The 24,623-nt window shown below is 52.1% G+C and carries 22 protein-coding genes and 1 pseudogene; 14 read left to right on the forward strand and 9 right to left on the reverse strand.

Annotated features, from left to right (window positions below; translation table 11 throughout):
* The first annotated feature begins 23 nt into the window (after positions 1-23).
* The 6 genes from ACP3TC_RS16680 (at position 24) to ACP3TC_RS16705 (ending at position 7,432) form a co-directional block, all read left to right on the forward strand.
* Positions 24-1,655, forward strand: a complete 1,632-nt coding sequence (locus tag ACP3TC_RS16680; RefSeq protein WP_426816859.1) for a GMC family oxidoreductase — start codon at positions 24-26, stop codon at positions 1,653-1,655.
* On the forward strand, positions 1,652-3,037 hold the full coding sequence (locus tag ACP3TC_RS16685) for a c-type cytochrome (protein WP_426816860.1): 1,386 nt from the start codon (positions 1,652-1,654) through the stop codon (positions 3,035-3,037). Before ACP3TC_RS16680 ends, ACP3TC_RS16685 begins: the two co-directional genes overlap by 4 nt.
* 77 nt (positions 3,038-3,114) lie before the next feature.
* Entirely contained in the window at positions 3,115-3,618 is a 504-nt protein-coding gene (locus ACP3TC_RS16690; protein WP_426816861.1) for a sugar dehydrogenase complex small subunit, read from the forward strand.
* Between the two features lie 27 nt (positions 3,619-3,645).
* The gene (locus ACP3TC_RS16695) at positions 3,646-5,250 is read left to right on the forward strand and encodes a GMC family oxidoreductase (RefSeq protein WP_426816862.1); all 1,605 of its coding nucleotides are present in this window, start codon (positions 3,646-3,648) and stop codon (positions 5,248-5,250) included.
* Positions 5,243-6,586 (forward strand): c-type cytochrome, encoded by a 1,344-nt coding sequence (locus ACP3TC_RS16700; protein WP_426816863.1) that lies wholly within the window; start codon positions 5,243-5,245, stop codon positions 6,584-6,586. The genes ACP3TC_RS16695 and ACP3TC_RS16700 overlap by 8 nt, the downstream gene beginning before the upstream one ends.
* Positions 6,587-6,742: 156 nt before the next feature.
* Positions 6,743-7,432, forward strand: a complete 690-nt coding sequence (locus tag ACP3TC_RS16705) for a FadR/GntR family transcriptional regulator (protein WP_426816864.1) — start codon at positions 6,743-6,745, stop codon at positions 7,430-7,432.
* On the opposite strand, the gene ACP3TC_RS16710 is transcribed toward ACP3TC_RS16705, so the two are convergent.
* Both ACP3TC_RS16710 and ACP3TC_RS16715 read right to left on the reverse strand, forming a co-directional pair.
* Positions 7,404-7,613, reverse strand: coding sequence for a hypothetical protein (locus tag ACP3TC_RS16710; protein ID WP_426816865.1), 210 nt, complete (start codon positions 7,611-7,613; stop codon positions 7,404-7,406). The genes ACP3TC_RS16705 and ACP3TC_RS16710 overlap by 29 nt on opposite strands.
* Positions 7,614-7,663: 50 nt before the next feature.
* Positions 7,664-8,926, reverse strand: coding sequence for a chloride channel protein (locus ACP3TC_RS16715; RefSeq protein WP_426816866.1), 1,263 nt, complete (start codon positions 8,924-8,926; stop codon positions 7,664-7,666).
* Between the two features lie 205 nt (positions 8,927-9,131).
* On the opposite strand from ACP3TC_RS16715, the gene ACP3TC_RS16720 reads away from it, so the two are divergent.
* The 6 genes and pseudogenes from ACP3TC_RS16720 (at position 9,132) to ACP3TC_RS16745 (ending at position 14,510) form a co-directional block, all read left to right on the forward strand.
* Positions 9,132-10,241, forward strand: coding sequence for an AI-2E family transporter (locus ACP3TC_RS16720; RefSeq protein WP_313855986.1), 1,110 nt, complete (start codon positions 9,132-9,134; stop codon positions 10,239-10,241).
* 212 nt (positions 10,242-10,453) lie between these two features.
* Positions 10,454-10,816 (forward strand): GtrA family protein, encoded by a 363-nt coding sequence (locus ACP3TC_RS16725; RefSeq protein WP_426816867.1) that lies wholly within the window; start codon positions 10,454-10,456, stop codon positions 10,814-10,816.
* Positions 10,813-11,730 carry a glycosyltransferase family 2 protein gene (locus tag ACP3TC_RS16730; RefSeq protein WP_426816868.1) on the forward strand — a complete coding sequence of 306 codons (918 nt, stop codon included), beginning with the start codon at positions 10,813-10,815 and terminating at the stop codon, positions 11,728-11,730. The genes ACP3TC_RS16725 and ACP3TC_RS16730 overlap by 4 nt, the downstream gene beginning before the upstream one ends.
* Positions 11,730-13,151, forward strand: a complete 1,422-nt coding sequence (locus tag ACP3TC_RS16735; RefSeq protein ID WP_426816869.1) for a glucosyltransferase domain-containing protein — start codon at positions 11,730-11,732, stop codon at positions 13,149-13,151. Before ACP3TC_RS16730 ends, ACP3TC_RS16735 begins: the two co-directional genes overlap by 1 nt.
* Positions 13,152-13,249: 98 nt before the next feature.
* Positions 13,250-13,924 (forward strand): SDR family oxidoreductase, encoded by a 675-nt coding sequence (locus tag ACP3TC_RS16740; RefSeq protein WP_426816870.1) that lies wholly within the window; start codon positions 13,250-13,252, stop codon positions 13,922-13,924.
* A gap of 229 nt (positions 13,925-14,153) precedes the next feature.
* Positions 14,154-14,510: pseudogene (locus ACP3TC_RS16745) on the forward strand (type II toxin-antitoxin system death-on-curing family toxin).
* Positions 14,511-14,587: 77 nt separating this feature from the next.
* Here the strand turns inward: ACP3TC_RS16745 and ACP3TC_RS16750 are convergent.
* Genes ACP3TC_RS16750 through proB form a run of 3 tightly spaced genes read right to left on the reverse strand, consistent with a single transcriptional unit; the run spans position 14,588 to position 17,608 of the window.
* The gene (locus tag ACP3TC_RS16750) at positions 14,588-15,214 is read right to left on the reverse strand and encodes a LysE family translocator (protein WP_426816871.1); all 627 of its coding nucleotides are present in this window, start codon (positions 15,212-15,214) and stop codon (positions 14,588-14,590) included.
* Positions 15,215-15,240: 26 nt separating this feature from the next.
* Positions 15,241-16,494, reverse strand: coding sequence for a glutamate-5-semialdehyde dehydrogenase (gene proA, locus ACP3TC_RS16755; protein WP_426816872.1), 1,254 nt, complete (start codon positions 16,492-16,494; stop codon positions 15,241-15,243).
* A gap of 10 nt (positions 16,495-16,504) precedes the next feature.
* The gene (gene proB / locus ACP3TC_RS16760) at positions 16,505-17,608 is read right to left on the reverse strand and encodes a glutamate 5-kinase (protein WP_313857605.1); all 1,104 of its coding nucleotides are present in this window, start codon (positions 17,606-17,608) and stop codon (positions 16,505-16,507) included.
* 245 nt (positions 17,609-17,853) lie between these two features.
* Here proB and ACP3TC_RS16765 point away from each other — a divergent pair, with 245 nt between their 5' ends.
* On the forward strand, positions 17,854-18,954 hold the full coding sequence (locus ACP3TC_RS16765; RefSeq protein WP_313855982.1) for a porin: 1,101 nt from the start codon (positions 17,854-17,856) through the stop codon (positions 18,952-18,954).
* An 85-nt stretch (positions 18,955-19,039) separates the two neighbouring features.
* Here the strand turns inward: ACP3TC_RS16765 and crl are convergent, their stop codons facing one another.
* From crl to gpt, 3 genes are all read right to left on the reverse strand, one after another.
* A complete protein-coding gene (crl, locus tag ACP3TC_RS16770) occupies positions 19,040-19,441 on the reverse strand; it encodes a sigma factor-binding protein Crl (RefSeq protein WP_313855981.1) in 402 nt (133 codons plus the stop codon).
* 57 nt (positions 19,442-19,498) lie between these two features.
* A complete protein-coding gene (frsA, locus tag ACP3TC_RS16775) occupies positions 19,499-20,746 on the reverse strand; it encodes an esterase FrsA (protein WP_313855980.1) in 1,248 nt (415 codons plus the stop codon).
* Positions 20,747-20,879: 133 nt separating this feature from the next.
* Positions 20,880-21,338, reverse strand: coding sequence for a xanthine phosphoribosyltransferase (gene gpt / locus ACP3TC_RS16780; protein ID WP_313855979.1), 459 nt, complete (start codon positions 21,336-21,338; stop codon positions 20,880-20,882).
* 253 nt (positions 21,339-21,591) lie between these two features.
* On the opposite strand from gpt, the gene pepD reads away from it, so the two are divergent.
* Positions 21,592-23,046, forward strand: coding sequence for a beta-Ala-His dipeptidase (gene pepD / locus ACP3TC_RS16785; RefSeq protein ID WP_313855978.1), 1,455 nt, complete (start codon positions 21,592-21,594; stop codon positions 23,044-23,046).
* A 36-nt stretch (positions 23,047-23,082) separates the two neighbouring features.
* On the opposite strand, the gene ACP3TC_RS16790 is transcribed toward pepD, so the two are convergent.
* Entirely contained in the window at positions 23,083-24,522 is a 1,440-nt protein-coding gene (locus tag ACP3TC_RS16790; protein WP_313855974.1) for a catalase, read from the reverse strand.
* Positions 24,523-24,623 lie beyond the last annotated feature (101 nt).

Here is a 24,623-nt window from a genome sequence, read left to right on the forward strand (position 1 = left end):
TCCCCTGATAAAAGCTGATTTTTATGGCAACTCCTTCTGAATCCACCGTGGTAATCGTTGGAACCGGCGTCGTTGGCGTGGTGATCGCCGAACAGCTTCTTGATGCCGGTATTTCCGTACTGATGCTGGAAGCCGGTCCTCGGGTTTCTCGCGCAGAGATCGTTGAAAACTATCGTAATCTTCCCATGGCGGCAAAAGGTAACCCCATTGAATGTTACCCGTCGCGCAAGTGGGCACCACACCCGGAACCCGCAGGTGCCGGTAAAGGTTATCTGCAGTTAAGCGGCAGCGACTCCTATGCACAAAGCTATGTTCGCTACGCGGGCGGCTCGACCTGGCACTGGGCCGGAACCTGCTGGCGACTGACGCCAGATGATATGCAGTTACACACCCGCTATGGCGTTGGCCGCGACTGGCCGTTTGATTATCAGACGCTGGAACCCTACTACGTGCGCGCCGAATATAAGCTGGGTATTTGCGGCCCGGATGAACCCGCGTTGCAGTGGCCGCCACTGCGTTCCAAACCCTATCCAATGAAAGCGTTGCCGTTTGGTCCAGGCGAAAGCCGTTTTACCGAGGTGGTAAAAACCCTCGGTTATCACAATATTCCCTGCGCTCAGGCGCGCAACAGCGGCATTTCTTACGATGAGCGCCCGGCCTGCTGCGCCAATAATAACTGTGTGCCGGTATGTCCGGTCGGGGCCAAGTATGATGCCGCCACGGCACTGTCGCGCCTTGAGTCTAAAGGGGCAGTGATTATCGATAACGCCGTGGTATGGCGCGTCGAAACTGACAGCCGTAATCAGGTTGCCGCGGTACATTATTATGACCAGCACAAGCAGACGCATCGCGTGGGCGGCAAGCTGTTTATCCTCGCCTGTAACGGCCTGGAAACGCCAAAACTGCTGCTAATGTCAGCCGATGAGCGCAATCCAAATGGCCTGGCAAACAGTTCCGATCAGGTTGGCCGTAATATGATGGATCACCCGCAGATTACCATGACGGTGACGCTGCAGGAGCCGTTCTGGGCCGGTGTTGGCCCGGTGGTTAATAGCGGAATTATGGAAACCTCGCAGGGAGATTTCCGTGCACAGCACGCCGGTGCCTATTTCCGTTTTAACAACTTCGCACGTAACCGTTTTGTCACCTTTGGCGCGCTGAAAAAAGGGCTGGTCGGTCAGGCACTGGATGAAGAGATCCGCCGGATGACCGCCTGCACCGCCGATATTGTTATGGCGCATGAAATTCTGCCGGATCCTAATAACCGCCTGACGCTCTCAGACGAGAAGGACTGGTTGGGACTGCCTAAGCCCGCGATTCACTATGATGTCGGCGATTACGTGCGCCGCTCCGCAGAGCAGTATTCGCTGCCTATCGCACGCAAAATTGCTGAGGCGATGGGGGCCACAGAGGTGAAGTTCTCCACCCAGTTTAATCAGAGTAAACACATTATGGGCGGCACCATTATGGGTAACGATGCGGCTCATTCGGTGGTTGACGCCGACTGTCGCGCCCACGATCATGCCAACCTGTTCCTGCCCGGCGGCGGCGCGATGCCAAGTACCGCTTGTGGCAACAGCACCCTGACGATGGTTGCCCTCGCCTTTAAAGCATCCGATGCCATTCTCCAGCAGCTCCAGGAGAAAGCATCATGAAATATTCCCTGCTGATGTTACTGGGCATAACGCTGTTCAGCAGCGCTGCATCGGCTGAAAGCGATCTGACGCTGATTAAAAAAGGCGAATATCTGGCGGTGGCCGCCGACTGCACCGCCTGCCATACCGCCTCATCCGCACAGCCATTTGCCGGTGGCAAAGTGATTGCTTCCCCAGTAGGCGAGATTATTGCTACCAATATTACGCCGTCAGCCACAGACGGTATTGGTCACTACAGCGAGCAGCAATTCTCCGCTGCGCTGCGTAAAGGGATCCGTGCAGACGGTGCCAATCTCTATCCGGCAATGCCTTACACCGCTTATGCCACGCTGACCGATGACGATATCCACGCGCTGTACGCTTACTTTATGTCAGGCGTGCAGGCGGTGGATAAAGCTACCGCGACCACTCAGTTGCCGTTCCCGCTGAATATCCGCTTTTCGATGAAGTTCTGGAACGCGCTGTTTCTGAAACCTGCCGGTTACACTGCCGATACTTCGCAGTCGGCCAGCTGGAATCGCGGTCGCTATCTGGCAGAAGGGGCAGCCCACTGTAGTACCTGCCATACCCCACGCGGCTTCTTAATGCAGGAGAAGCAGGATCAGGCGCTAACCGGTGCCCAGGTCGGCCCCTGGTATGCGCCCGATATCACCGCCAATCCGCTAAGTGGAATTGGTCAGTGGTCGCGGGAAGAGCTGGTCACCTACCTGCGCACCGGCCGGCTGGTAGGCAAAGCGCAGGCGGCGGGCAGTATGGCAGAAGCTATCACCCACAGCTTCCAGCATCTTACCCGTCAGGATCTGAATGATATTGCTGAATACATTGAGAGCGTGCCGGGCAATCCGACCGCAACAACCGGTCAGTCGCGCTTTGAACAGGGTCATCCGGGGAACGCGCTGGCGACTTTCCGTGGCAAGCCGTTTAGCGCGCCAGTCGATGACGAAGGCGCCCGACTCTATTCGGGTAACTGTGCCTCCTGCCACGGCATCAACGGCCAGGGGACTGCCGACGGTTTTTATCCCAGCCTGTTCCATAACTCGGCAACCGCCGAATCTAATCCGTCGAATCTGATCGCCACTATTTTATTTGGGGTCGAGCGCAACACGGCAGAAGGCGATGTGTTTATGCCACCGTTTGGCGATCAGCCGAATGCTCTTAATCATATGAACGACAATCAGGTAGCAGCGCTGTCCAACTTTATACTTCGAATGTATGGCGATGCTGCACAGACGGTAACGGCTCAACAGGTGGCGGTCATTCGTCAGGGAGGCCCGACGTCACCGCTGGTGATGCTGGCGCAGATTGGCGTCGGCGCAGGTGCGCTGGTGATAGTCGCCGTGATGATTGTGCTGTGGTATCGCCGCAAGCGTAAAACCGCCTGATACGCGATTGCTGGATTATCCTGTTCGCCACCAGAGACGTCGCCTTCGGGCGGCGATTTTATGAGAAAAATAATACGATGAAACAATACACACGCAGACGCGTTCTTAAGCTGGCCGGAGTTGTAGCACTGACCGGCATCGCGGGGAAAATCCTGCCGCTGCCGAAGCTGAATGCCGCAATGCCAACACGTCACACGCAAGGGCTGGCCGATCTGTTGCAAATATCCCGTCAACTGACAATGCAGACCTCACTGAATGAAGCCGTCGGCCTGGCACTGTTTAATGCGCTGCAACTGATACAGCCGAATATTTCTCAGGAACTGGGGCAGTTAAAACAGCTGCTGGCGCAGCAACCCGAGCTGCTGGAACAGCCGTTGCTGAGCTTCCCGGAAAGCAATGCCAGCGAGGAGAAACTGGCAAAGACCATCCTCGCAGGCTGGTACAGCGGTGTGGTGGGTAAAGGTAAGCAGGCAATTTATATCACTTACGTCAACACCCTGGCTAACCAGCTGGTCGCCGACAAACTGGTGCCGCCGAGCTTCTCTTACGGGCCTTGCGGTAGCTGGCAGCAAAAACCTTAAAATCAATTATTTAGAGTAATGTCATTGATGGATAAAAATAATTCTGCCGACGTCGTGGTGATTGGTGCCGGTGTTTGTGGCTCCCTGCTAGCCACCCGCCTGGTCAAAGCCGGTAAATCGGTATTGCTGCTGGAATCCGGCCCGAAAGTCGGGCGTGCTGAACTGGTTGAGCGCTTTCGTGAGTCGGCGTTTAAGTCCGACTTTATGTCACCCTATCCGTACTCGGAACTGGCACCGCAACCGCGCTTTACGCCAGAACCCAACCATTATCTGGAACAGACCGGACCACACGCTTTCCAGGCGCAGTATATTCGTATGTTTGGCGGTACCAGCTGGCACTGGGCGGCGCAGCTCTGGCGCTATCTGCCCAACGACTTTCGTCAACACAGCGTCTACGGCATTGGTAAAGACTGGCCAATCAGCTATGACGACCTGGAAGACTATTACTATCAGGCCGAAGTGATTGCCGGTGTTGGCGGCTCAATGGATACCGGTTCGCCACGCGCCAAACCGTTTCCGATGGAGCGCGTTCCTGCTTCCTGGCTGCAACAGCGCGTTACCGAACGTCTGGCACCGGATTTTAAAGTGCTGGATGACTGCACCGGACGCAACAGCCACAGCTACGATGGTCGTCCGGCCTGCTGCGGCAATAACAACTGCATGCCGCTGTGTCCGATTGACGCGCAATACCATGGCGGTATCGCCGCCAGTCAAGCAGAAGCGTCCGGAGTGAAGATAGTGACCGAAGCGGTGGTGTATAAACTGGAACATGACAGTCAGGGCAAGATTACTGCCGTCCATTACTATGACTGGGAAAAAGTCAGTCATCGCGTCACCGGCCAGACATTTGTTCTGTCGGCAAACGCCATTGAGACGCCGAAATTACTGCTGATGTCCACCAGCGAGAAATTCCCGACCGGCATTGCCAACGCCAGAGATAATGTTGGCCGCAACCTGTGCGATCATCCGGCGATTGGCATTACCTTCGACGTAGATGAACCGATCTGGCCTGGCCGTGGCCCGGTCAGCCCAAGCTCCATCGGGCAGTTCCGCGACGGTGATTTCCGCTCAGAACATGCACCGTTCCGTATTGATATCTCTAACGCCTCGCAGGTGGCTGCCGTCACCAAAGAGCTGCTGGCCGAAGGCTACTACGGTAAGAATCTTGAAGAGCAGATTCGCTTTCGTGCCGCTCGCCGCCTGAGCATCAAGAATGCCCTTGAGCAGCTGCCGGACCGCAATAACCGCGTCACGCTTAGCGACAAAAAAGATGCGCTTGGTCTGCCAACGCCCGCGCTTTACTGGAGTATGGATGACTACGTGTTGAAAGGCACCGAAGTCACGCGCCAGTGTTACGACCAGATTGCGGCAAAACTGGGCGCGACCAATATCAAACACAGCAAAAGCGGTGCGTTCTCAAACCGTCAGCATATCACCGGCACGCTGTCGATGGGCCTCGATCCAGCCAACAGCGTCACCGACCAGTGGGGCCGTGCCCACGATCATCAGAACCTGTTTATGGTCGGCACCGGCGTAATGCCAACGGTGGGAACCTGTAACGTAACACTGACGGCGATGGCACTGGCGTTAAGAACCGCAGATAAAGTGCTTGAGGAGACTCAACATGGGTAAGCGGTGGAGAAAAGTGCTGCCGTTGGCAGCCGTGTTGCTGGCGATGAACAGCAGTATCGCGGTTGCCAGCGCAGATCAGAGTGAATTAATTAAACGTGGGGAATACCTGGCAATTGCCGGTGACTGTGGCGCATGCCACAGCGACGAAGGCAAAGCGGCGTTCAGCGGCGGGCATCCGATTGTCAGCCCACTCGGCACCATTTACAGCACCAATATCACGCCATCGCTTAGCGCCGGGATCGGCAACTATACCGAGCAGCAATTCGCCGACGCGCTGCGTAAAGGGGTACGCGGCGATGGCAGCCAGCTGTATCCGGCAATGCCTTACACCGCTTACGCCACGCTGACCGATGAAGATGTCTCCGCGCTTTATGCCTATTTTATGCATGGCGTAAAGGCAGTCGATACGCATCCGCAAGCCACGGCGCTGCCCTTCCCGTTTAACCTGCGCTTCTCGATGGCGGCGTGGAATTTGCTGTTCCTGAATGAGAAACCGTTTACGCCAGACAGCGCACATTCCGCAGAGTGGAACCGCGGTGCTTATCTGGTAAACGGTCTGGCGCACTGCAGCACCTGCCACACACCGCGTAACTTTTTAATGGCGGAGAAGCAGGATCAGGCGTTATCCGGCGCATCACTCGGTACCTGGTATGCGCCAAATATCACGCCAGACAGCCAACATGGCATAGGTAACTGGAGCCGTCAGATGCTGGCGGAATACCTGATGACCGGCCACACCAGCAATGGTGCTACGGCGGGCGGCCCGATGCTGGAGGCTATCGACAAGAGCTTCTCGCGGATGACGCCAGAAGATATTAATGCGATGGCCGCTTATCTTTTACCTGATGATAAGCAGCACGGCACTGCGCCCTCACCGGAGGGATTAACACCGGTTCGCGGCGATGACACACCACAAGCATTGTCGAAGCTGAGTCGCGGTGAAAGTATTTACCGTAACAACTGCGCCTCCTGCCATAACTTAGCGGGTGCCGGACTGAACGGTTTACCGGCGCTGGCAGGCAATCCGGTGCTGGATAAACCCAACGCGGATAACGTGGCGATGGCGGTACTGGATGGCGTCTGGCCTGAGCACCGACAGGGCATGATCGGCTTCCGGCATGAGCTTAACGATAGCCAGATTGCTGACGTCACCAACTATCTGATGAGCGATATTGCTCACCGCAACGTGCAGATAAGCGCTGAGCGGGTTGCAGAACTCCGCCAGGGCGGTGCGACCTCACCGCTGCTGTTAATGGCACGAGGCGGCATGATTGCCGGTGCAGTAGTGGTAGTAATTCTGCTGATGTGGTTACTCTGGCGTCGTCGTCATCAATAATCGTTAAATCCGGTTAATTTCGCCTCATCCGGGGCGAAATTAATCAGCTTATCCCTCGCTATAGCGCCAACCCCACTAAGTTTGTAGTACAAAGTTGAGGAAAAATCTGGCAATCACGGTAAAGTACGCTGTCAGATATTTTGCCAGGGAGAGCGTATGGCTATCGCTAAAACCGACCGAATTATTACCATCCTCGGCAGCCAGATTGTCAGCGGCAAATATGTGCCGGGCACCTCGCTGCCAACCGAAGCAGAACTCTGTGAAGAGTTTGCCACCTCGCGCAATATCATTCGTGAAGTGTTTCGCTCACTGACGGAAAAGCGGCTGGTGGAGATTAAGCGCTATCGTGGTGCTTTTGTTGCGCCGCGTAGCCAGTGGAATTTCCTTGATACTGAAGTGCTGCAATGGGTGCTGGATAATCAATACGATCCGCAGCTGATTGCCGCCATGAGCGAGGTCCGTAACCTGGTTGAGCCAGCGATTGCCCGCTGGGCCGCCGAACGCGCGACCTCCAGTGACCTGACGCTGATTGAAACTGCGCTGAATGATATGGTGGCGAATAATCAGGATCGTCAGGCGTTTAACGAGGCCGATATCCGTTATCACGATGCCGTGCTGCACGCTGCTCACAACCCGGTTTTACAGCAGCTAAATGTGGCGATTCGCTCGCTACAGCGCGTGGTGTTTGAGCGAACCTGGATGGGTGATGCCGCAAATATGCCGAAAACGCTTCAGGAACATAAAATCCTGTATGACGCGATTCGCCATCAGAATCCTCAGGCTGCCGAGCAGGCGGCGCTGGCGATGATCGCCAGCTCTACCCAACGGCTAAAAGATATTTCCTGAGTATCCAGCTTTCAGGAGCGGGACGTTTTCCGCTCCTGTAATCAAAAGATATTAGCGGATAACGGCTGGAAACCGTACAGATATGACCAGCAACATTATTCAGCTGATTTTCTGGCGTAACGGCCTGCACTGAAACGCCCCAGGCGTGCCGCGGCTCAAATATAAAACCAAACAGCGGCATGCATTGTTGGGATAAAAGATAAATCGGTTGGTTATCGGTAAAAATCTTTCTTAGCCGTTGGTTCCATTAATCTCCAGCGCCTTACAGGTAAAGTAAGATCCGCACACGCATAACATCACCGGAACAAAATAATCGTGGTCCATATGGGTAAACTCCATGATCAGCACCACTGCGGTAAACGGCATTTGCATTGATGCGGCAAGAAATGAAGCGCCGCCCACCAGAGCGTAGCTGCTGCCGTCTCCGCCCGGCATCACGGTTTGCCACGCGGTAAACAGCAAAATACTGAGCAAGGCGCCAACGGTCAGCCCGGGCGTCAGTAATCCGCCCTCAGCCCCGCCGCGCAGTACCGCCAGGATAACCACCAGCTTCAGCACCAGCAGAATCGCCGCCAGCCAGAGATCAAGGCTACCATTTAGCGCCAACTGCATCGGCCCTTTGCCATTACCCGGCAGTTGCGGAAAGAACAAACTTAGCCCAGCCAACAGCGTAAAGGCCAGCAGGCTGTAAACCGGCATTTGCCAGTTGGTTTTCACCTGACGCCGCACACCGGTAGTCAGCTTACGAAAAACCCACGCCGCAGCGCCAAGAATTGGCCCGGCAATCAGCGCCCACCACACCAGAGAGTGAGTAACCTCACCGGCAGCAAAGTGATATTGCGATTCATTACCCAGACCAAAAGTCGCCACCCAGGCCGCAATCGCCGAGGTAAGCATTGCGGCCAGCGCGCTTTCCCAGCGGAACGAGACCAGTAATACTTCGAGAGTAAATACCGCTCCGGCCAGCGGCACATTATAGACCGCCGCCAGTCCGGCTCCGGCACCACAGGCCAGCAGAATGCGGGAATCTTCCAGCGATAATCCCAGACGGCGTGCTACCACTCCGGCGGTCAGCGCACCGACTTCACGCGGCGCAACCTCCCGCCCTAAAGGAGAACCGAGCGCTACGGTAATAATTTGCAGCAGCGCATGAATTAACGTGGTGAAAAAAGGCATCGTCTTATCCGGATCCTTCACCACCGCGCTGATTGAAACCCGCGGCTTTCCGAAGCGTGCCAGCAGCCACCAGCCACATCCGGCAACCAATCCGGCCCCGACAATTACCGCAAAACGCCGTTGCGCACTGGCATCCGTTACCCCTTGCAAAAAGGACTCGGTGCCCACCACCTCATCCATGCTGTAGCCAAAAGCCAGATGCTGGATAGCATGAAGTAATAATGCCAGCAGCATCGCGCCCAGTCCGGCGATGATACCGGTCAGCACCAGTGCCAAAAGTCGATGAAAAACCAGGTTACCGCTGGTGACTTGTGTCATAAGTTCAAAGCCTTAACTAATAGATAGGCTAACTATAACCCGAAACAGAGGTATCGAGGCGAACAACAACTTTCTGTTGGCTGGCGATCTGCACCTCACATTGGTTTATTCTCTCTTCAGCTTCATTAGCGCTTTTTTCACTGTCACATTGCAAAGTGACAAAGAGGCTCTATAGTTCGTTGGTGATTTTTTACGAGGAACACCCATGAGATTCAAAGGATTAACTAAAGGTTTCTTTATCCTTATATTGTTTATTGTCACCATCGCCTTCTTCGATGTGCTTGCACCTTATTACTCCGCTATTTTATGGGCAGCCATCCTGGCAGTGATTTTCCATCCATTAAAATCAAAAATCCGCCAGAAACTGGGGGATAAAAACGGACTGGCGGCATTTGTCACCTTACTGGTAATTTGCCTGATTGTTTTCACGCCATTGGCGATCATTGCCTCTTCACTGGCGTTTGAAATTAATACGGTTTACAACAAACTACAGGGTAATAATACGCAATTTCCGGCGGTGCTCGCCGAGCTGTTGCAGCATCTGCCAGGCTGGGCCAGGAACTTCCTTGCCGAGAATAACCTTGATAATGCCGCTGACATTCAGCAGAAACTTTCCGACGTGGCGCTGAAAGGCGGACAATATCTTGCCGGCAGTGTGTTCCTGATTGGTAAGAGTACTTTCAGTTTTACTATTGGCTTCGGCATTATGCTGTACCTGCTGTTCTTCCTGCTGAAGGACGGTTCGTACCTGGTACGCCTGATTCTTGAGGCGCTGCCGCTTTCTACCCACGTGAAGCATCATCTGTTTATGAAGTTTGCCGCCGTCTCGCGGGCAACGGTTAAAGGTACGGTGATAGTCGCGGTGGTACAGGGTGCGCTCGGCGGGATTGCCTTCTGGATTACCGGCATTGACGGCAGCGTATTGTGGGGCGCGCTGATGGCATTCCTGTCACTGATCCCGGCAGTGGGTTCAGCGATTATTTGGGTACCGGCAGCCATCTACTTCTTCGCCACCGATATGCTGTGGCAGGGCATATTTATCGTACTGTTCTTCGTGGTGGTTATCGGCCTGGTGGATAATATCTTGCGTCCGCTGCTGGTCGGCAAAGATACCAAAATGCCGGACTATATGATTCTGATTGCCACCCTTGGCGGTATGGAAGTATATGGCATTAACGGCTTTGTTATCGGTCCACTCATTGCAGCGCTGTTTATTGCCTGCTGGAACCTACTGTCAGGCCGCGATAATGCCGAGAACGCGGAAGAGATAGGTGATGAGTTTATTGAAGAAGGGAAAAATCATCCGGTGGAGTAAATTGAGAATTTAAATAATTAGCGTTAAAAATCGGCCTTTAACCGGGCCAATTTTTATAAATATATTGCGCATTTTATCTGCACTAAGCCAAGATCAGCGTTAGCCGTAACAAGATGACAAGCCCCTCTCACCAGGCTAACTTAGCCCAGCGTGTCGATAAACGATGTCCAAGATGATAGACTTCAGTTTTCCAGAAACCATTGTTTCAAATAATGTTAAAACTATTTGTCCGATATACTTCGATAGGCGTTCTAAACACGCTGTTGCATTGGCTGATTTTTGCAGTATGTCTCTATGGCTTTCATACAAATCAAGCGCTGGCAAATCTCGCCGGGTTTGTCGTAGCTGTCAGTTTCAGTTTCTTCGCTAATGCCAAATTCACATTTAATTCATCAACAACTACCATACGTTACGTCATGTACATTGGGTTCATGGGAGCGTTAAGTGCTACCGTGGGCTGGACGGCTGATAAGTGCGCCTTGCCGCCACTGGTTACTCTGGTTACCTTTTCCGCTATCAGTCTGGTATGTGGTTTCATCTACTCAAAGTTAATTGTCTTTAGGAATGCGAAATGAAAATTTCTCTGGTCGTTCCGGTTTTTAATGAGGAAGACGCGATACCCATTTTTTATAAAACGGTTCGGGAATTTGAAGAGTTAAAGCAACATGATGTGGAGATCGTCTTCGTTAATGATGGCAGTAAAGATGCGACAGAGTCCATTATTAATGCACTGGCTGTTTCAGATCCCTGTGTGGTTCCTCTTTCATTTACGCGCAACTTTGGCAAAGAGCCTGCGTTGTTTGCCGGGCTTTCTCACGCAACCGGTGACGCGGTCATCCCAATTGATGTTGACTTGCAAGACCCCATAGCAGTGATTCCACGCTTGGTTGAGAAGTGGCAGGCGGGTGCAGATATCGTGCTGGCCAAACGCTCTGACCGTACAACTGATGGAAGACTAAAGCGTAAAACTGCAGAGTGGTTTTACCGGCTGCATAATAAAATCAGCAATCCGAAAATCGAAGAGAATGTTGGTGACTTTCGTCTTATGTCCCGGCAGGTGATAGAGAATATTAAGCTTATGCCGGAGCGTAACCTTTTTATGAAAGGCGTGCTGTCCTGGGTAGGTGGAAATACTGAGGTCGTTGAGTATACCCGCGCAGAACGTGTTGCCGGCAACACAAAATTCAATGGCTGGAAACTGTGGAATCTTGCGCTGGAAGGGATCACTAGCTTCTCAACATTTCCACTTCGTGTGTGGACTTATATTGGCATGTTCGTCGCCGGGCTATCGTTCATGTATGGTGTATGGATGATTTTAGATACTCTGGCGTTCGGCAATCCGGTGCGAGGCTATCCGTCTCTTATTGTATCGGTTTTGTTTCTCGGCGGCATTCAACTTATTGGTATCGGTGTGCTGGGAGAGTATATTGGCAGAATTTATATAGAGATAAAGCAAAGGCCGCGTTACATCCTTAAGGAAAATAAATAATGATTAGGATAGATAAGAAAGAAATTATCATTTATTTCAGCCTGGCAATGTTGTTCTTTATGCCATTATTGATGGCAGGTGTATATTACAGAGACGATCTGGACAGAGCCACGACGGGAATTTTCGGCTGGGGCGTTTTAGGTAGACCCCTTGCCGATCTTATTCTGGCATTTATGGCATCGTCATCACATCGTGCCGTAGATATATTTCCTTATTCCATTATTTATTCCTCTATATGTATAGCACTGGCTTGCATTATGCTCGGGATTTATTTAGCAAGAAATAATGTCAAACATTATCTGCTGATATCAGCAATGCTTATTTTCAATCCTTTTTTCTTACAAAATATCGCGTATCGATTTGATAGTCTAGGTATGTCAGCTGCGTTAAGTTTGGCAGTTTTTGCTTTTGCTTATACTGAAAAAGGTAAAATCAAGTCTTTTTTCATTCCTGTTGCGGCACTGGTTGCCTCACTCAGTACATACCAGACATGTTCAAATATTTTTATCGCTTTAGTAGCATTAGAAGTATTGATCCTGTCAAAAAATAGCACTTTTAAAAAAATAGCATGTAATCTGTCATTCAGATCGTTGCAGTACGTGGCATCCTATATTGCTTATATGACTATAGTGGCTCCCTTTTTTGGTGGCAGCAATGCCAGAGCAGAATTAATTTCAGTACATGACTTTCCATTACTCTTTGCGAACCTTTCAAAAATGAACTCATTTATCATGAGTTATTTTGAAGGTGTTACGTTATGGTACTATCTTTTGCCTGCGTTAATCGCCATAGTAGGTTTTATTGTTGCAGGAAAAAGGAATAATTCAATCGCAGTTTCTGTGATATCTTTATTTTTGTCTGCGTTTATTTTCTATGTATCACTACTTGGGCCTGCCATTTTATTGAAATTACCGCCAATTTCGCCTCGTTCGTTTGTTGGATTTGGTATTTCAGGTGTTATTTTAGCCTTTATGATTTCATCCTCTTTTGCTAAAGCAAAGTGGATAATTTCTCTTCCTGTAATAGCGTCACTCTCTTTCAGCGCACAAATTGGTAATGCAATGAATCTGCAGCGAGAGTACGAGAAAAATGTATTGTCATCAATTAGTAACGATTTATTAAATCGCACTGAGATTAAAAGCGTAAGATTTGTTGGAACAATCAATTACAGTCCTATGACATACAGTATTGTCAAAAACCGAAAAATTTTTGATCCTTTTATCAGCAGGGCATCTGAATGGTTAGCGGCGTTTCAGCTCAACGAAATGGGCATCAGGAATGTTGATCTTGGCTATGGCAAAGACCGTGAAAACCGAAAAGCTCTGGAAGGAATGAAAGAAAACCGTGTAACGGAGAACTCCAATTACTCAGTTTATATAAAAGACGCCACAGCAATAGTCGTCCTCGGCGATGAGCGCTGATGTCATCAGAAAGCAATAGAACTCGATCGGTTTATCCCGACGGTAAAATAAGCTCTATGCTTACTGATTACCCATCCCATTAATCAACTGGAGTCTGCATGGCACACACAAAAAATGCTCTGATTATCGGCGCTTCACGTGGTATCGGGTTAGGCCTGGCGAACACGCTGGCTGAACGCGGCTGGCAGGTCAGCGCTACAACCCGTAACAGCATTTCTGAATGTCACGCCGCCATCAACTGGCTGACGCTGGATATCAACGATGCAGCTCAGCTCAGTAGCGTTAAGCAGACGCTGGGCGACAGCCAGTTTGAGGTCATTTTTATTAATGCTGGCGTATTCGGTCCGGATCATCAGAACTTACTCCAGACCAGTGATGAAGCGCTTTTTTCCCTGTTTGTCACCAATACCTTTTCTCCACTGCGCTGCGCTGCAGAACTGCTGCCGCTGTTAGCGCCGGATAGCGGGATTCTGGCTCTGATGTCTTCGCAGCTTGCCAGCCTGAATGAAAATCCGTCCGCCACTTATCCGCTCTACTCCGCCAGTAAAGGCGCGCTGAATATGCTGTCACGCGAGCTGAGTAAGAGTACCGAACAGCAAGGTCAGACGCTGCTGTGCGTGCATCCGGGATGGGTACAGACGGATATGGGCGGAGCCGAAGCCACTCTGACCATCAGTGAAAGTGTCAATGGCATAGCCGACCAGCTGGATAGCTGGCGCGGTAAAGGCGGCCATCATTTTATCGATTATGCCGGTAAGCAGCTTGCCTGGTAGTGTACCAACAGACTGTGCTTTAGTTGTTCAGTAGGTACACCTCTGATGTACATGTAATATGTACATCAGAGGCCATCATGAAGGAGATTAACTTCAGCGAACCCCGCCGGAGGCATTCATCCGCAGTGATTATTAGCGCCAGTGAATTCATGGGTGGCAAACTGCCAAAATGGACCAAGAGTTTGCCGATATAATGAACATGCAGGGTGATCAGAGCGTTAGCTGATCAATAATTATCAGATTTATTTCAGCGGACGAAATGAATGCATTTCATGATCGAATCATGAGTATGACTCCCGATATAGGGGCTGCCAGATACAGCACGTGCAGAAGCATTGACTTATCGGGTGCTTAATCAGCATATTTGTGATGATGTTAACGATATTTTTAAACTGGCGGCAATCCATCTACTGACGATTTCACGTGGTCATATTCTCAATGATGGTAATAAACTACCGCTCTGTTTATTAGCTTACTATTCCTGCGTCGTAATACTATTCAAATTGCCAGTTGCGACTCGCTGGTCGATTTGACGGTTCAGGCGGCAGCAGGAAACGTGAGTAAAGAGACGATTAGCCATGTTTAGCAGTCACTTACTAAAAAGATAACTAATTTATGCGTGTCACTTTGTTTTAATCAATGTGGAACTGTCGCTGACTAACCTTATCTTCTTACATCAATCATCATTCTTACCGCCAGCCCGGCCAATACCGTTGCCATTAACCCGCGCTGCACCCGTTGCCATAATGGGCGGCGAGCAAGAAACACCGCGATGGAACCGGCGGTAAAAATTATTGCGGCGTTAACCAGCATACTGATAACGATCTGGCTAGAGCCCAGCATCAGCGATTGTGCCAATACATTGCCCTGCGACGGGTCGATAAACTGTGGAAGCAGCGAGAGATAAAGTACGGCGGCCTTTGGATTCAGTAGGTTAGTAATTAGGCCCATGGTAAACAGCTTACGCGGACTGTCGGGCCTGAGGGTGCGCAGTTGAAAAGGCGAGGTTCCACTGCGTAGCGATTGCCAGGCCAGCCACAGCAGGTAAAGCGCGCCGGCGATGCGTAATGCGTCATAGGCCAGTGGCACCGCCATCACCAGCGCGGTAATGCCGAGCGCAGCGCACAGCATATAAAATACAAAGCCGAGCGCCACGCCAGCCAGCGAGATCAATCCAGCCTTACGCCCCTGACAAATAGAGCGCGACAGCAGATAAATCATATTTGGCCCGGGCGTCAGCACCAGGCCAAGGGCGATAGCAGCAAAAGGTAACCATTGGCTTAGCGTCATTCGTTTTTCCCTGCCAGCGCTGAAAATTATCCGCGAATCGTATCGTCGCCGTAAGCAATCCATTTGTAGGTGGTCAGTGCTTCCAGCCCCATCGGGCCACGCGCATGCAGTTTCTGCGTGCTGACCGCCACTTCCGCGCCTAAACCAAACTGGCCGCCGTCGGTGAACCGGGTGCTGGCATTCACATACACCGCCGATGAATCGACCTGTTTTACGAAGCGATCGGCGTTCTGGATGCTGCGAGTCAGAATCGCGTCAGAGTGCTGGGTGCCATGTTCGCGGATATGCGCAATAGCCTCATCCATATCTGCGACAACTTTGACGTTAAGATCCAGCGACAGCCACTCGTCGTTGTAGTCGGCATCTTTTACCGCCACCACCTCTGCCGGGCCAGCCTGCAAAGTGGCAATGGATTTTTCGTCGGCGTGCAGTTTAATGCCCTCTTCCGCCATCCGGCGGCTGAGTGCTGGCAGAAAATCAGCCGCAATCGCCTGGTCAATAAGCAGCGTTTCCACCGAGTTACAGGCGCTCGGGCGCTGTTTCTTGGCGTTAACGATCACTTTCATCGCCGCATCCCGCTCAATCGATTGATCGACAAAGATATGGCAGACGCCGATGCCGCCGGTAATCACCGGAATAGTCGACTGTTCGCGACACAGTTTATGCAGCCCGGCTCCGCCGCGTGGGATTAACATGTCGACATAGCGATCGAGTTTCAGCAGTTGATTAACCAGTTCGCGATCCGGGCTTTCAATTGCCTGTACCGCACCCGCCGGTAAGCCATGCTGTTGCAGCGCGCGCTGGATTACCCGCACCGTGGCGGCGTTGGTTCGATAAGTCTCTTTACCGCCGCGCAAAATCACCGCGTTACCGGTTTTCAGGCACAGTGACGCCACATCGACAGTAACGTTAGGACGCGCTTCATAGATCACACCAACCACACCCAGCGACACGCGACGGCGTTCAATGCGCAGGCCGCTGTCCAGCTGGCCGCCATCGATCAGTTCGCCGACCGGATCGGCCAGATTGCATACCTGACGCACATCATCAGCAATTCCTTTCAATCGTGGCGCATTGAGCATCAGGCGATCCAGCAGCGCCTCGCTCATGCCATTCTGCCGCGCATCGGCGAGGTCCAGTTCATTCGCCGCCAGAATTTCAGCACTCTGCGCCTCAAGGCTATCGGCGATAGTCAGCAGTACCTGATTTTTCTGCACGGTGGATAATACCGAAAGTTGGTAAGAGGCGGCTTTCGCGGCTTTACCCATTGCTTCAAGCATCGAAAACTCCTTAACTGACAATCATATCGTCACGGTGCACAGCAACCGGACCGTATTCGTAACCGAGAATTTCACTGATCTGCTGGCTGTGATGTCCGGCAATCATGCGCATCGCGTCGCTGTTATAGCGCGAGACGCCGTGGGCCACATCGCGACCCTGCAAGTTACGGATGCGGATCACTTCACCACGCGAAAAGTTGCCGTCGACCTGGCGAATGCCTTTCGGCAGCAGCGAACTGCCGCGCTCCAGCATCGCCGACAGCGCACCGTCATCAATCACGATTTCACCGGCCGGTGGCGCACCAAAGATCCAGCGTTTACGGTTTTCCAGCGGAGTTTCCAGCGCGTGGAACCGGGTACCGACCGGCTTGCCGGCAATCACATCGCCAATCACTCCCGGACGGCTGCCAGCGGCAATAATCACATCAATACCGGCGCGACAAGCCACATCGGCGGCCTGTAATTTGGTCGCCATGCCTCCGGTACCCAGCCCGGATACGCTGTCACCGGCGATGGTGCGCAACGCATCATCAATGCCGTGCACATCGCTAATCAGTTCAGCCTGTGGATTATTGCGCGGATCGGCGGTAAACAGTCCTGGCTGGTCAGTTAACAGCAGCAGTTTATCGGCTCCGCCCAGCATTGCCGCCAGCGCCGACAAATTGTCGTTATCGCCCACTTTAATTTCAGCGGTCGCGACCGCATCGTTTTCATTGATAACCGGAACGATATGGTTATCCAGCAGCGCACGCAGGGTATCGCGCGCATTGAGAAAGCGCTCGCGATCTTCAAGGTCGGCACGCGTCAGCAGCATCTGCCCGATATGAATGCCATAAATCGAGAACAGCTGTTCCCACAGCTGAATCAACCGGCTCTGCCCTACCGCCGCCAGTAACTGCTTGGAGGCAATCGTCGGCGGCAGTTCAGGATAGCCGAGGTGTTCACGCCCGGCGGCCATCGCGCCAGACGTAACGATTACAATACGATGGCCCGCTGCATGCTGCTGTGCGCATTGGCGAACCAACTCAACAATATGTGCCCGATTCAGTCGGCGTGAACCGCCGGTCAGGACGCTGGTACCCAGTTTTACCACCAGGGTCTGGCTGCCGCTCATCATTTCCTGCCATTGCTATAAAAAGAGTGCAAAGAAACGTTTTAACAGGTGTAACGCGTGATGCCAACAGCCAGCGGTGGAAAAGCACAATTTAGCGCGCTGAAGCCCTGGACCATAAATTCGCCATTAACAAGAAACCAGCAAAAACGTCATAAAACTTTCACCGCTTACAGGTAAAACGTTCCTGCGTTTACAAGAGCCTACGCGGCAAAAAATTTATTTTACCTATTCGGGATGTTGATTAAATGAAGAACAGCGCTTTGGCAATTCTCACAGCAGCACTGGCCCTGACGACCACAGCACAGGCGGCGGAAGTTTATAATAAAGACGGCAATAAACTCGACTTCTACGGCAAAGTGAAAGCCATGCATTATATGAGCGATACCGCGAGCAATGACGGAGATAAGTCATACGTGCGTATCGGCTTTAAAGGCCAGACGCAGATTAACGACCTGATGACGGGTTATGGTCAGTGGGAATACCACATGCCGGCCAGCAATGCCGAAAGCGAGGGCACTGCCGGAACCAAAACCCGTCTTGGCTTCGCCGGCCTGAAGTTTGGTGACTACGGCTCTTTTGACTACGGTCGCAACTACGGCCTGATTTACGACGTCGAAGCCTTTACCGATATGATGCCGGAATTCGGCGCCACCGGTTACACCCGCGCCGACAACTATATGCTCAGCCGAACTAACGGCGTGGCAACTTACCGCAATAACAACTTCTTTGGGCTGGTCGACGGGCTGAAATTCGCCCTGCAGTATCAGGGCAAAAATGAGAGCAGCAGCCGCGCGGCCTCAAGTTCTAATGGCGACGGTATGTCAGCATCACTCGGCTATCAGTTGCTGGATGGCCTGACGCTGAACGGCGCGCTCTCCTCCTCCAACCGCACCCAGGCGCAGAAAGCAGCGGCCTATGGCACCGGTGATAAAGCTGAAGCATGGGCCACCGGCCTGAAATATGACAATAACGGTGTCTATCTTGCGGCGACCTGGGCGGAAACGCGTAATATGTCACCGATTAGCGGTACTGCACAGATTGCCGGCAGCGATGTGCGCGTCAGCGGCTATGCCAATAAACTGCAGAATATCGAGTTAGTCGCGCAATATCAGTTTGATTTTGGTTTACGTCCGTCGCTGGCTTATGTGCAGACCAAGGCGAAAGATATCGAAAATGGTATCGGTGATGCAGATATTTATAAGTTTGCTGACGTCGGCGCGACCTACTACCTCAACAAAAATATGTCGCTGTTTGTTGATTACAAAATCAACCTGATGGATAAAGACAATAAGCTGGCGCAAAACACTGACGACATTGTTGCTGTCGGTATGACTTACCAGTTCTGATTAATCCGCAGCAAAAAAAAGGCCGCTCACGCTGTGAACGGCCTTTCTTGTTTATTCAGTTTTACTCGTCAGTCAAACGGCGAAATCAGGCGGTCAGTTTTACCGGCTGATCGTTGAAATGCTCCGCCGGAACTAATCCCAGCTCCATGCCGGCCAAGAGCTCTTTCAGACGTTCATGGAAGTTGCGCAGCGTCTCTTCCAGTTTCTGATTGTTCTCTTTACCTTTGATTGCCGTCGGCTTCCAGTTACCTTCTTTATCGAACAGGCCAAAATGGTATTCATAGGTAAAGCGATCGGATTGCGCTTCTAACTCCATCCACCAGCCCCAGAACTCACGCTCTTCAGGTGCGGGTTTAACATTGACGCAAACTGCCAGACAGTCGAAGAAAAAGCGATCGTTATCGCATTTATTCTCGCGGATATACGGACCCAGAGCAGCAAAACGTTTCATTAGTCGGCTTTTCGGGTGTCCACTCGGTAACGTCATGGTTTAAACCTCCATTGGTGAAGCGACAGTTTTAGCAAACTGTTGAATAATAGCAACTCACTTCTCTAAATGCCTGGCCAGCCAGTCACAAATTTGTTGCAGCGCCGCGTCGAAGTTCTTCATAACCGGAGAGAAAGTGATCGGCAACAGTTTTCCATCAGCGGAAGAACTGACAATCAAGCGTGAGTCCTCGACCGGGCTAAACGGATCGTTTTCCCAATAGCCGGACAGCATCGGCGTCGGCGTGCGATGCCCCAGCAGCCCCTGAGTTTTTAACGAGTAGCGGCTCAGTTCAGTGCGCAACGAAGAGTCACCGGCGTTACCCATACCAAGACGACTGGCGAGCATATCCATGTACATATCCGGCACCGCATCCTGACGCTGCGCATCGGTCAGCAGACTATGCACCACCGGACCAAGACAAGCCACCGCGCGCAGTCGCGACGATTCAAGATAGGCTAACCGTACCGCCACATTGGCACCAAAGCGATAACCAAAAACCGCCACCCGGGTATGATCGACCCAGGGAACATTTTCCAGGCCACGCAGCACGTGCTGATGCAGGAAACTGGTGTCATGCGTCAGCTTACATTTTGCCGAAAAGCCAACCGACGGCATATCCAGCGTCAGCATCGCGATGCCGCGCGGGGCAAGATAGTCATGGAAAAACCGATAATAATCAGTTTGTAAGGTATCGAGGCCGCCACACATAATCACCGTCGGATACGGGGCAGGGATCTGCTTCGGCATATGCAAAAATCCGGTAACCGCACTGGCGCCAGGAATAGCAAATTCCAGCTCTTTCAGCTCGCCCGCCAGCCGCGGCGTCGCCTCTTCATAAGCGCGGTTAGCCATGATTTGCGCCTGTTCGGCCAGCTCATCGCCTTTAATATGTGGATAGGCGGCAATGCTGTACAGGTTGGCAGCATGCAACCAGCACTCACCTGCTTCGGCGTCATCTTCGGCCTCAATCGCTTTTTGCTGCCACATCGCCGCCTGCTTTGACCACTCGTAAATCCAGTTGCCGCCGCGATAACCAATCACCGTATCGAGATGCCTCTCGTTGGTATGCTCCACATCACTGACGGCAATGCGCGCCAGCACTTCACTGATCTCCTGTAACGGCAAACCGCGCCATGCCCACATCAGGCGGTTAATCATGCGATACCAGCCAGCATGGCTTTCACCATCCAGCGTCGAATGCACATCTGATGTAGGGTGATGACGGCGTTTCACCAGCGAGGAGGTTTCAGGATGCTTAAAGCGCGGCTTGAACAGTTCTTCACTGAGATTTTTCGAAGTCATGGTGACACTTTCCTTCCTGCACGGCGTGACGGAAGTCCAGTTTAGCCTGGTGACAGTCAACACGCGACAGGCATAAACAACAACGCCCGGTAAAACCGGGCGTTGTTTTAATGTGGATCATTAAAGCAGAGGATTAACCTTTAACGATTGGCGGGATGTACATCACGCCCATATCCCACGGCTGCTCGATCCAGGTATCTTGCGGAATGTCGACCACATAATCGTCAACCAGCGGACGACCGGCTGGTTTTGCGAAGATGGTAACAAAGCGCGCTTTTGGATACATATCACGGATTGCCTGCGCGGTGCCGCCGGTATCGACCAGGTCGTCAATCACGATAAAGCCTTCGCCATCGCCTTCTGCGCGTTTCAGCACTTTCATTTCGCGCTGATTATCGTGGTCATAGCTGGAGATACATACGGTATCAACGTAACGGATGTTCAGTTCACGGGCTAACAGGGATGCAGGAACCAGACCGCCGCGGCTGACCGCGATGATGCCTTTCCATTGTTCCACAGGAAGCAGGCGCTGAGCCAGTTTACGGGCATGGATCTGTAACATGTCCCAGGTAACGACGTATTTTTCGCTCATAAAAGGAATCCCGGCCAACTATCTTGGCTTAAAAAGTATGCAGTGGGAAAAGGTTGCGCGAGATTATAAGGATCTGGAGCACTAAAAACCAGCACCTGTGCAGCTGGTTGGAGCTTTTTGCCGCGCCTGATTACGCAAGCCCCGGTAAACGGTGGTATTCTCTGGCATATCACGTCAGATTCGCTGACGGCGATCTTTTACTGGAAACTTTGCGACGCACCGGTTAACCGGTTGCCGAAACAGGAGACTTATCGTGTCTGAACTGTCTCAACTATCACCACAGCCGCTGTGGGATATTTTTGCCAAAATCTGCTCTATTCCTCATCCCTCTTATCATGAAGAAGCGCTGGCCGAACATATTCTGTCCTGGGCCAAAGAGAAAGGCTTCTGGGTTGACCGCGATAAAGTGGGCAATATTCTGATCCGTAAACCGGCCACGCCGGGAATGGAAAACCGCAAGCCGGTGGCGTTACAGGCGCACCTGGATATGGTGCCGCAGAAAAATAACGACACGGTACACGACTTCACCAAAGATCCGATCCAGCCATGGGTTGATGGCGAGTGGGTGAAAGCGCGCGGTACTACGCTGGGTGCAGATAACGGCATCGGAATGGCCTCTGCGCTGGCGGTGCTGGCCGATGACAGCGTCGAGCATGGTCCACTGGAAGTGCTGCTGACCATGACTGAAGAAGCCGGCATGGACGGTGCATTTGGTCTGCAGGCTGGCTGGCTGCAAGCCGATATCCTGATCAATACCGATTCCGAAGAGGAAGGTGAAATCTATATGGGCTGCGCAGGCGGCATCGATTTCATTACCACTCTGCCGGTTGAGCGTGAAGCTATTCCGGCCGGCTACGAGACGCTGAAGCTGACGGTAAAAGGTCTGAAAGGTGGTCACTCAGGTTGCGATATTCATGTCGGCCTCGGTAACGCCAACAAACTGCTGGCGCGTTTTCTGGCTACTCAGAAAGCGCTGGATCTGCGTCTTATCGACTTCACCGGCGGCACGCTGCGTAACGCGATTCCGCGTGAAGCCTTTGCCACACTGGCAGTGGCAGCAGATCAAGTCGATGCGCTGAAAGCGGCGGCAACCGGCTTCCTCGCCACGCTGCAAAATGAACTGAGCGCCAAAGAGAAGAATGTTAATGTGCTGATTGAACCGCTGGCCAGCGAATCTCAGGCGCTGACCAACAGCAGCCGTGACCGTTTCCTTGCGCTGCTGAACAGCACGCCAAACGGCGTAATCCGTAATTCCGACGTGATGAAAGGCGTGGTGGAAACTTCGCTGAACCTCGGCGTGGTATCAATCAATGATAACGAAGCTGAAATCATCTGTTTGATTCGCTCGCTGATCGACAGCGGCAAAGATTACGTGGTGGAAATGCTGACTTCACTTGGTGAACTGGCCGGTGCGAAAACGGCACCAAAAGGCGGTTATCCGGGCTGGCAGCCTGATGCCAGCTCGCCAGTGATGGCGCTGGTGCGTGAAACCTATGAGAAGCTGTTTAACCGCACGCCTAACATTCAGGTGATTCACGCCGGTCTGGAGTGTGGCCTGTTTAAGAAGCCTTACCCGGAAATGGATATGGTTTCTATTGGCCCGACAATCACCGGTCCGCATTCGCCGGATGAGCAAGTGCATATCGAAAGCGTTGGCCTGTACTGGACGCTGCTGACCGAACTGCTGCGCGTAATCCCTGCGAAGTAATGAAAACTGCGGGCGGCGAAAACGCCGCCCTGTAGATTATTTCAGCTGACTTAACGCCTGCTCGACACCCGCTCCGTAGGCCTCATCGACCTGTCTGAACAGCGCAATCTGGCGTTGTTGAATAAACTCCGGCACCTGACTCAGTTCACCCGCGATACGCTGGAACATACGCTGATGCTCCTCATCGCTCAGCAGATTGAACAACGCGCGTGGCTGCGAGAAGTAGTCTTCATCTTCGCGATGATTCCAGTGATCGGCAGCACCTTCCAGCGACAGTGGTGGTTCACTAAAGTCCGGCTGCTCCTGAAAGACGTTAAAGCTGTTTGGCTCATAAGTGGCGCCATTACCGCTGTTACCGTCAATGCGCATTGCGCCATCACGATGGTAATTATGGAACGGGCAGCGCGGTGCATTGACCGGAATCTGATGATGATTCACCCCTAAACGGTAACGATGCGCATCACCATAAGAGAACAGGCGACCCTGCAACATGCGGTCTGGAGAGAAACCAATGCCCGGCACCACATTTGCCGGACTCATTGCCACCTGCTCAACCTCAGCAAAGTAGTTTTCCGGATTACGGTTCAGCTCAAACTCACCCACTTCAATCAACGGATAATCACCGTGCGGCCATACTTTGGTCAGATCAAAAGGATTGTACGGCGTTTGCGAAGCTTCGGCTTCCGGCATCACCTGAATATAAAACTTCCAGCGCGGGAAATTACCGGCTTCGATAGCGTCATACAGATCGCGTTGTGAACTTTCACGGTCTTTACCGATTAACTGCTCGGCTTCATCGTCCATCAGGTTCTGAATGCCTTGCTGACATTTCATATGGAATTTAACCCAGAAGCGTTCCTGCCGATCGTTGATAAAGCTGTAGGTGTGGCTACCGAAACCGTGGACATGACGATAAGAGCTCGGCAATCCGCGATCGCTGGCGTCGATGGTCAGCTGATGCAGCGATTCAGGCAGTTGAGAGAAGAAATCCCATTTATACGTCGGGTTACGCAAGTTGGTGCGTGGATCGCGTTTTACCACGTGATTCAGATCGGGGAATTTCAGCGGATCGCGCAGATAAAATACCGGGGTATTATTCCCGACCAGATCCCAGTTACCTTCTTCCGTATAGAATTTCAGTGAGAAGCCACGAATATCTCGCTCTGCATCAGCACCGCCGCGTTCACCCGCAACGGTTGAAAAACGGATAAACAGGTCGGTTTTTTTACCAATATCAGAGAAAATTTTTGCGCGGGTAAAGCGGGTAATATCATGAGTGACGGTAAAGGTGCCATAAGCGCCGGAACCTTTCGCATGCATACGACGCTCAGGAATCACTTCGCGGTCAAAGTGTGCCAGCTTTTCCAGAAACCAAACGTCCTGTAACAGCATTGGGCCGCGACGTCCGGCGGTCATCGAATTATTATTATCGGCAACCGGTGCGCCTGCAGCGGTGGTGAGGCCTTTTTTGCTCATTGCGGTTTCTCTCTTCTGAATGAAATGGAGAACGGTTTACATAAAGTAATCCTGATAATTAATAGAATTGCTAAGTATCAATACTATTGTCGGCTCTGACC

Origin of the sequence: Winslowiella sp. 2C04 (genome assembly GCF_050037805.1) — a bacterium.
GTDB classification, from domain to species: Bacteria; Pseudomonadota; Gammaproteobacteria; order Enterobacterales; family Enterobacteriaceae; genus Erwinia; species Erwinia toletana_A.

What these genes read in the sequence shown, in the direction of transcription:
- ACP3TC_RS16680 (WP_426816859.1), top strand. Translation starts at nt 24, where the DNA reads ATGGCAACTCCTTCTGAATCCACCGTGGTAATCGTTGGAACCGGCGTC.
- ACP3TC_RS16685 (WP_426816860.1), top strand. Translation starts at nt 1,652, where the DNA reads ATGAAATATTCCCTGCTGATGTTACTGGGCATAACGCTGTTCAGCAGC.
- ACP3TC_RS16690 (WP_426816861.1), top strand. Translation starts at nt 3,115, where the DNA reads ATGAAACAATACACACGCAGACGCGTTCTTAAGCTGGCCGGAGTTGTA.
- ACP3TC_RS16695 (WP_426816862.1), top strand. Translation starts at nt 3,646, where the DNA reads ATGGATAAAAATAATTCTGCCGACGTCGTGGTGATTGGTGCCGGTGTT.
- ACP3TC_RS16700 (WP_426816863.1), top strand. Translation starts at nt 5,243, where the DNA reads ATGGGTAAGCGGTGGAGAAAAGTGCTGCCGTTGGCAGCCGTGTTGCTG.
- ACP3TC_RS16705 (WP_426816864.1), top strand. Translation starts at nt 6,743, where the DNA reads ATGGCTATCGCTAAAACCGACCGAATTATTACCATCCTCGGCAGCCAG.
- ACP3TC_RS16710 (WP_426816865.1), bottom strand. Translation starts at nt 7,613, where the DNA reads ATGCCGCTGTTTGGTTTTATATTTGAGCCGCGGCACGCCTGGGGCGTT.
- ACP3TC_RS16715 (WP_426816866.1), bottom strand. Translation starts at nt 8,926, where the DNA reads ATGACACAAGTCACCAGCGGTAACCTGGTTTTTCATCGACTTTTGGCA.
- ACP3TC_RS16720 (WP_313855986.1), top strand. Translation starts at nt 9,132, where the DNA reads ATGAGATTCAAAGGATTAACTAAAGGTTTCTTTATCCTTATATTGTTT.
- ACP3TC_RS16725 (WP_426816867.1), top strand. Translation starts at nt 10,454, where the DNA reads ATGTTAAAACTATTTGTCCGATATACTTCGATAGGCGTTCTAAACACG.
- ACP3TC_RS16730 (WP_426816868.1), top strand. Translation starts at nt 10,813, where the DNA reads ATGAAAATTTCTCTGGTCGTTCCGGTTTTTAATGAGGAAGACGCGATA.
- ACP3TC_RS16735 (WP_426816869.1), top strand. Translation starts at nt 11,730, where the DNA reads ATGATTAGGATAGATAAGAAAGAAATTATCATTTATTTCAGCCTGGCA.
- ACP3TC_RS16740 (WP_426816870.1), top strand. Translation starts at nt 13,250, where the DNA reads ATGGCACACACAAAAAATGCTCTGATTATCGGCGCTTCACGTGGTATC.
- ACP3TC_RS16750 (WP_426816871.1), bottom strand. Translation starts at nt 15,214, where the DNA reads ATGACGCTAAGCCAATGGTTACCTTTTGCTGCTATCGCCCTTGGCCTG.
- proA (WP_426816872.1), bottom strand. Translation starts at nt 16,494, where the DNA reads ATGCTTGAAGCAATGGGTAAAGCCGCGAAAGCCGCCTCTTACCAACTT.
- proB (WP_313857605.1), bottom strand. Translation starts at nt 17,608, where the DNA reads ATGAGCGGCAGCCAGACCCTGGTGGTAAAACTGGGTACCAGCGTCCTG.
- ACP3TC_RS16765 (WP_313855982.1), top strand. Translation starts at nt 17,854, where the DNA reads ATGAAGAACAGCGCTTTGGCAATTCTCACAGCAGCACTGGCCCTGACG.
- crl (WP_313855981.1), bottom strand. Translation starts at nt 19,441, where the DNA reads ATGACGTTACCGAGTGGACACCCGAAAAGCCGACTAATGAAACGTTTT.
- frsA (WP_313855980.1), bottom strand. Translation starts at nt 20,746, where the DNA reads ATGACTTCGAAAAATCTCAGTGAAGAACTGTTCAAGCCGCGCTTTAAG.
- gpt (WP_313855979.1), bottom strand. Translation starts at nt 21,338, where the DNA reads ATGAGCGAAAAATACGTCGTTACCTGGGACATGTTACAGATCCATGCC.
- ACP3TC_RS16790 (WP_313855974.1), bottom strand. Translation starts at nt 24,522, where the DNA reads ATGAGCAAAAAAGGCCTCACCACCGCTGCAGGCGCACCGGTTGCCGAT.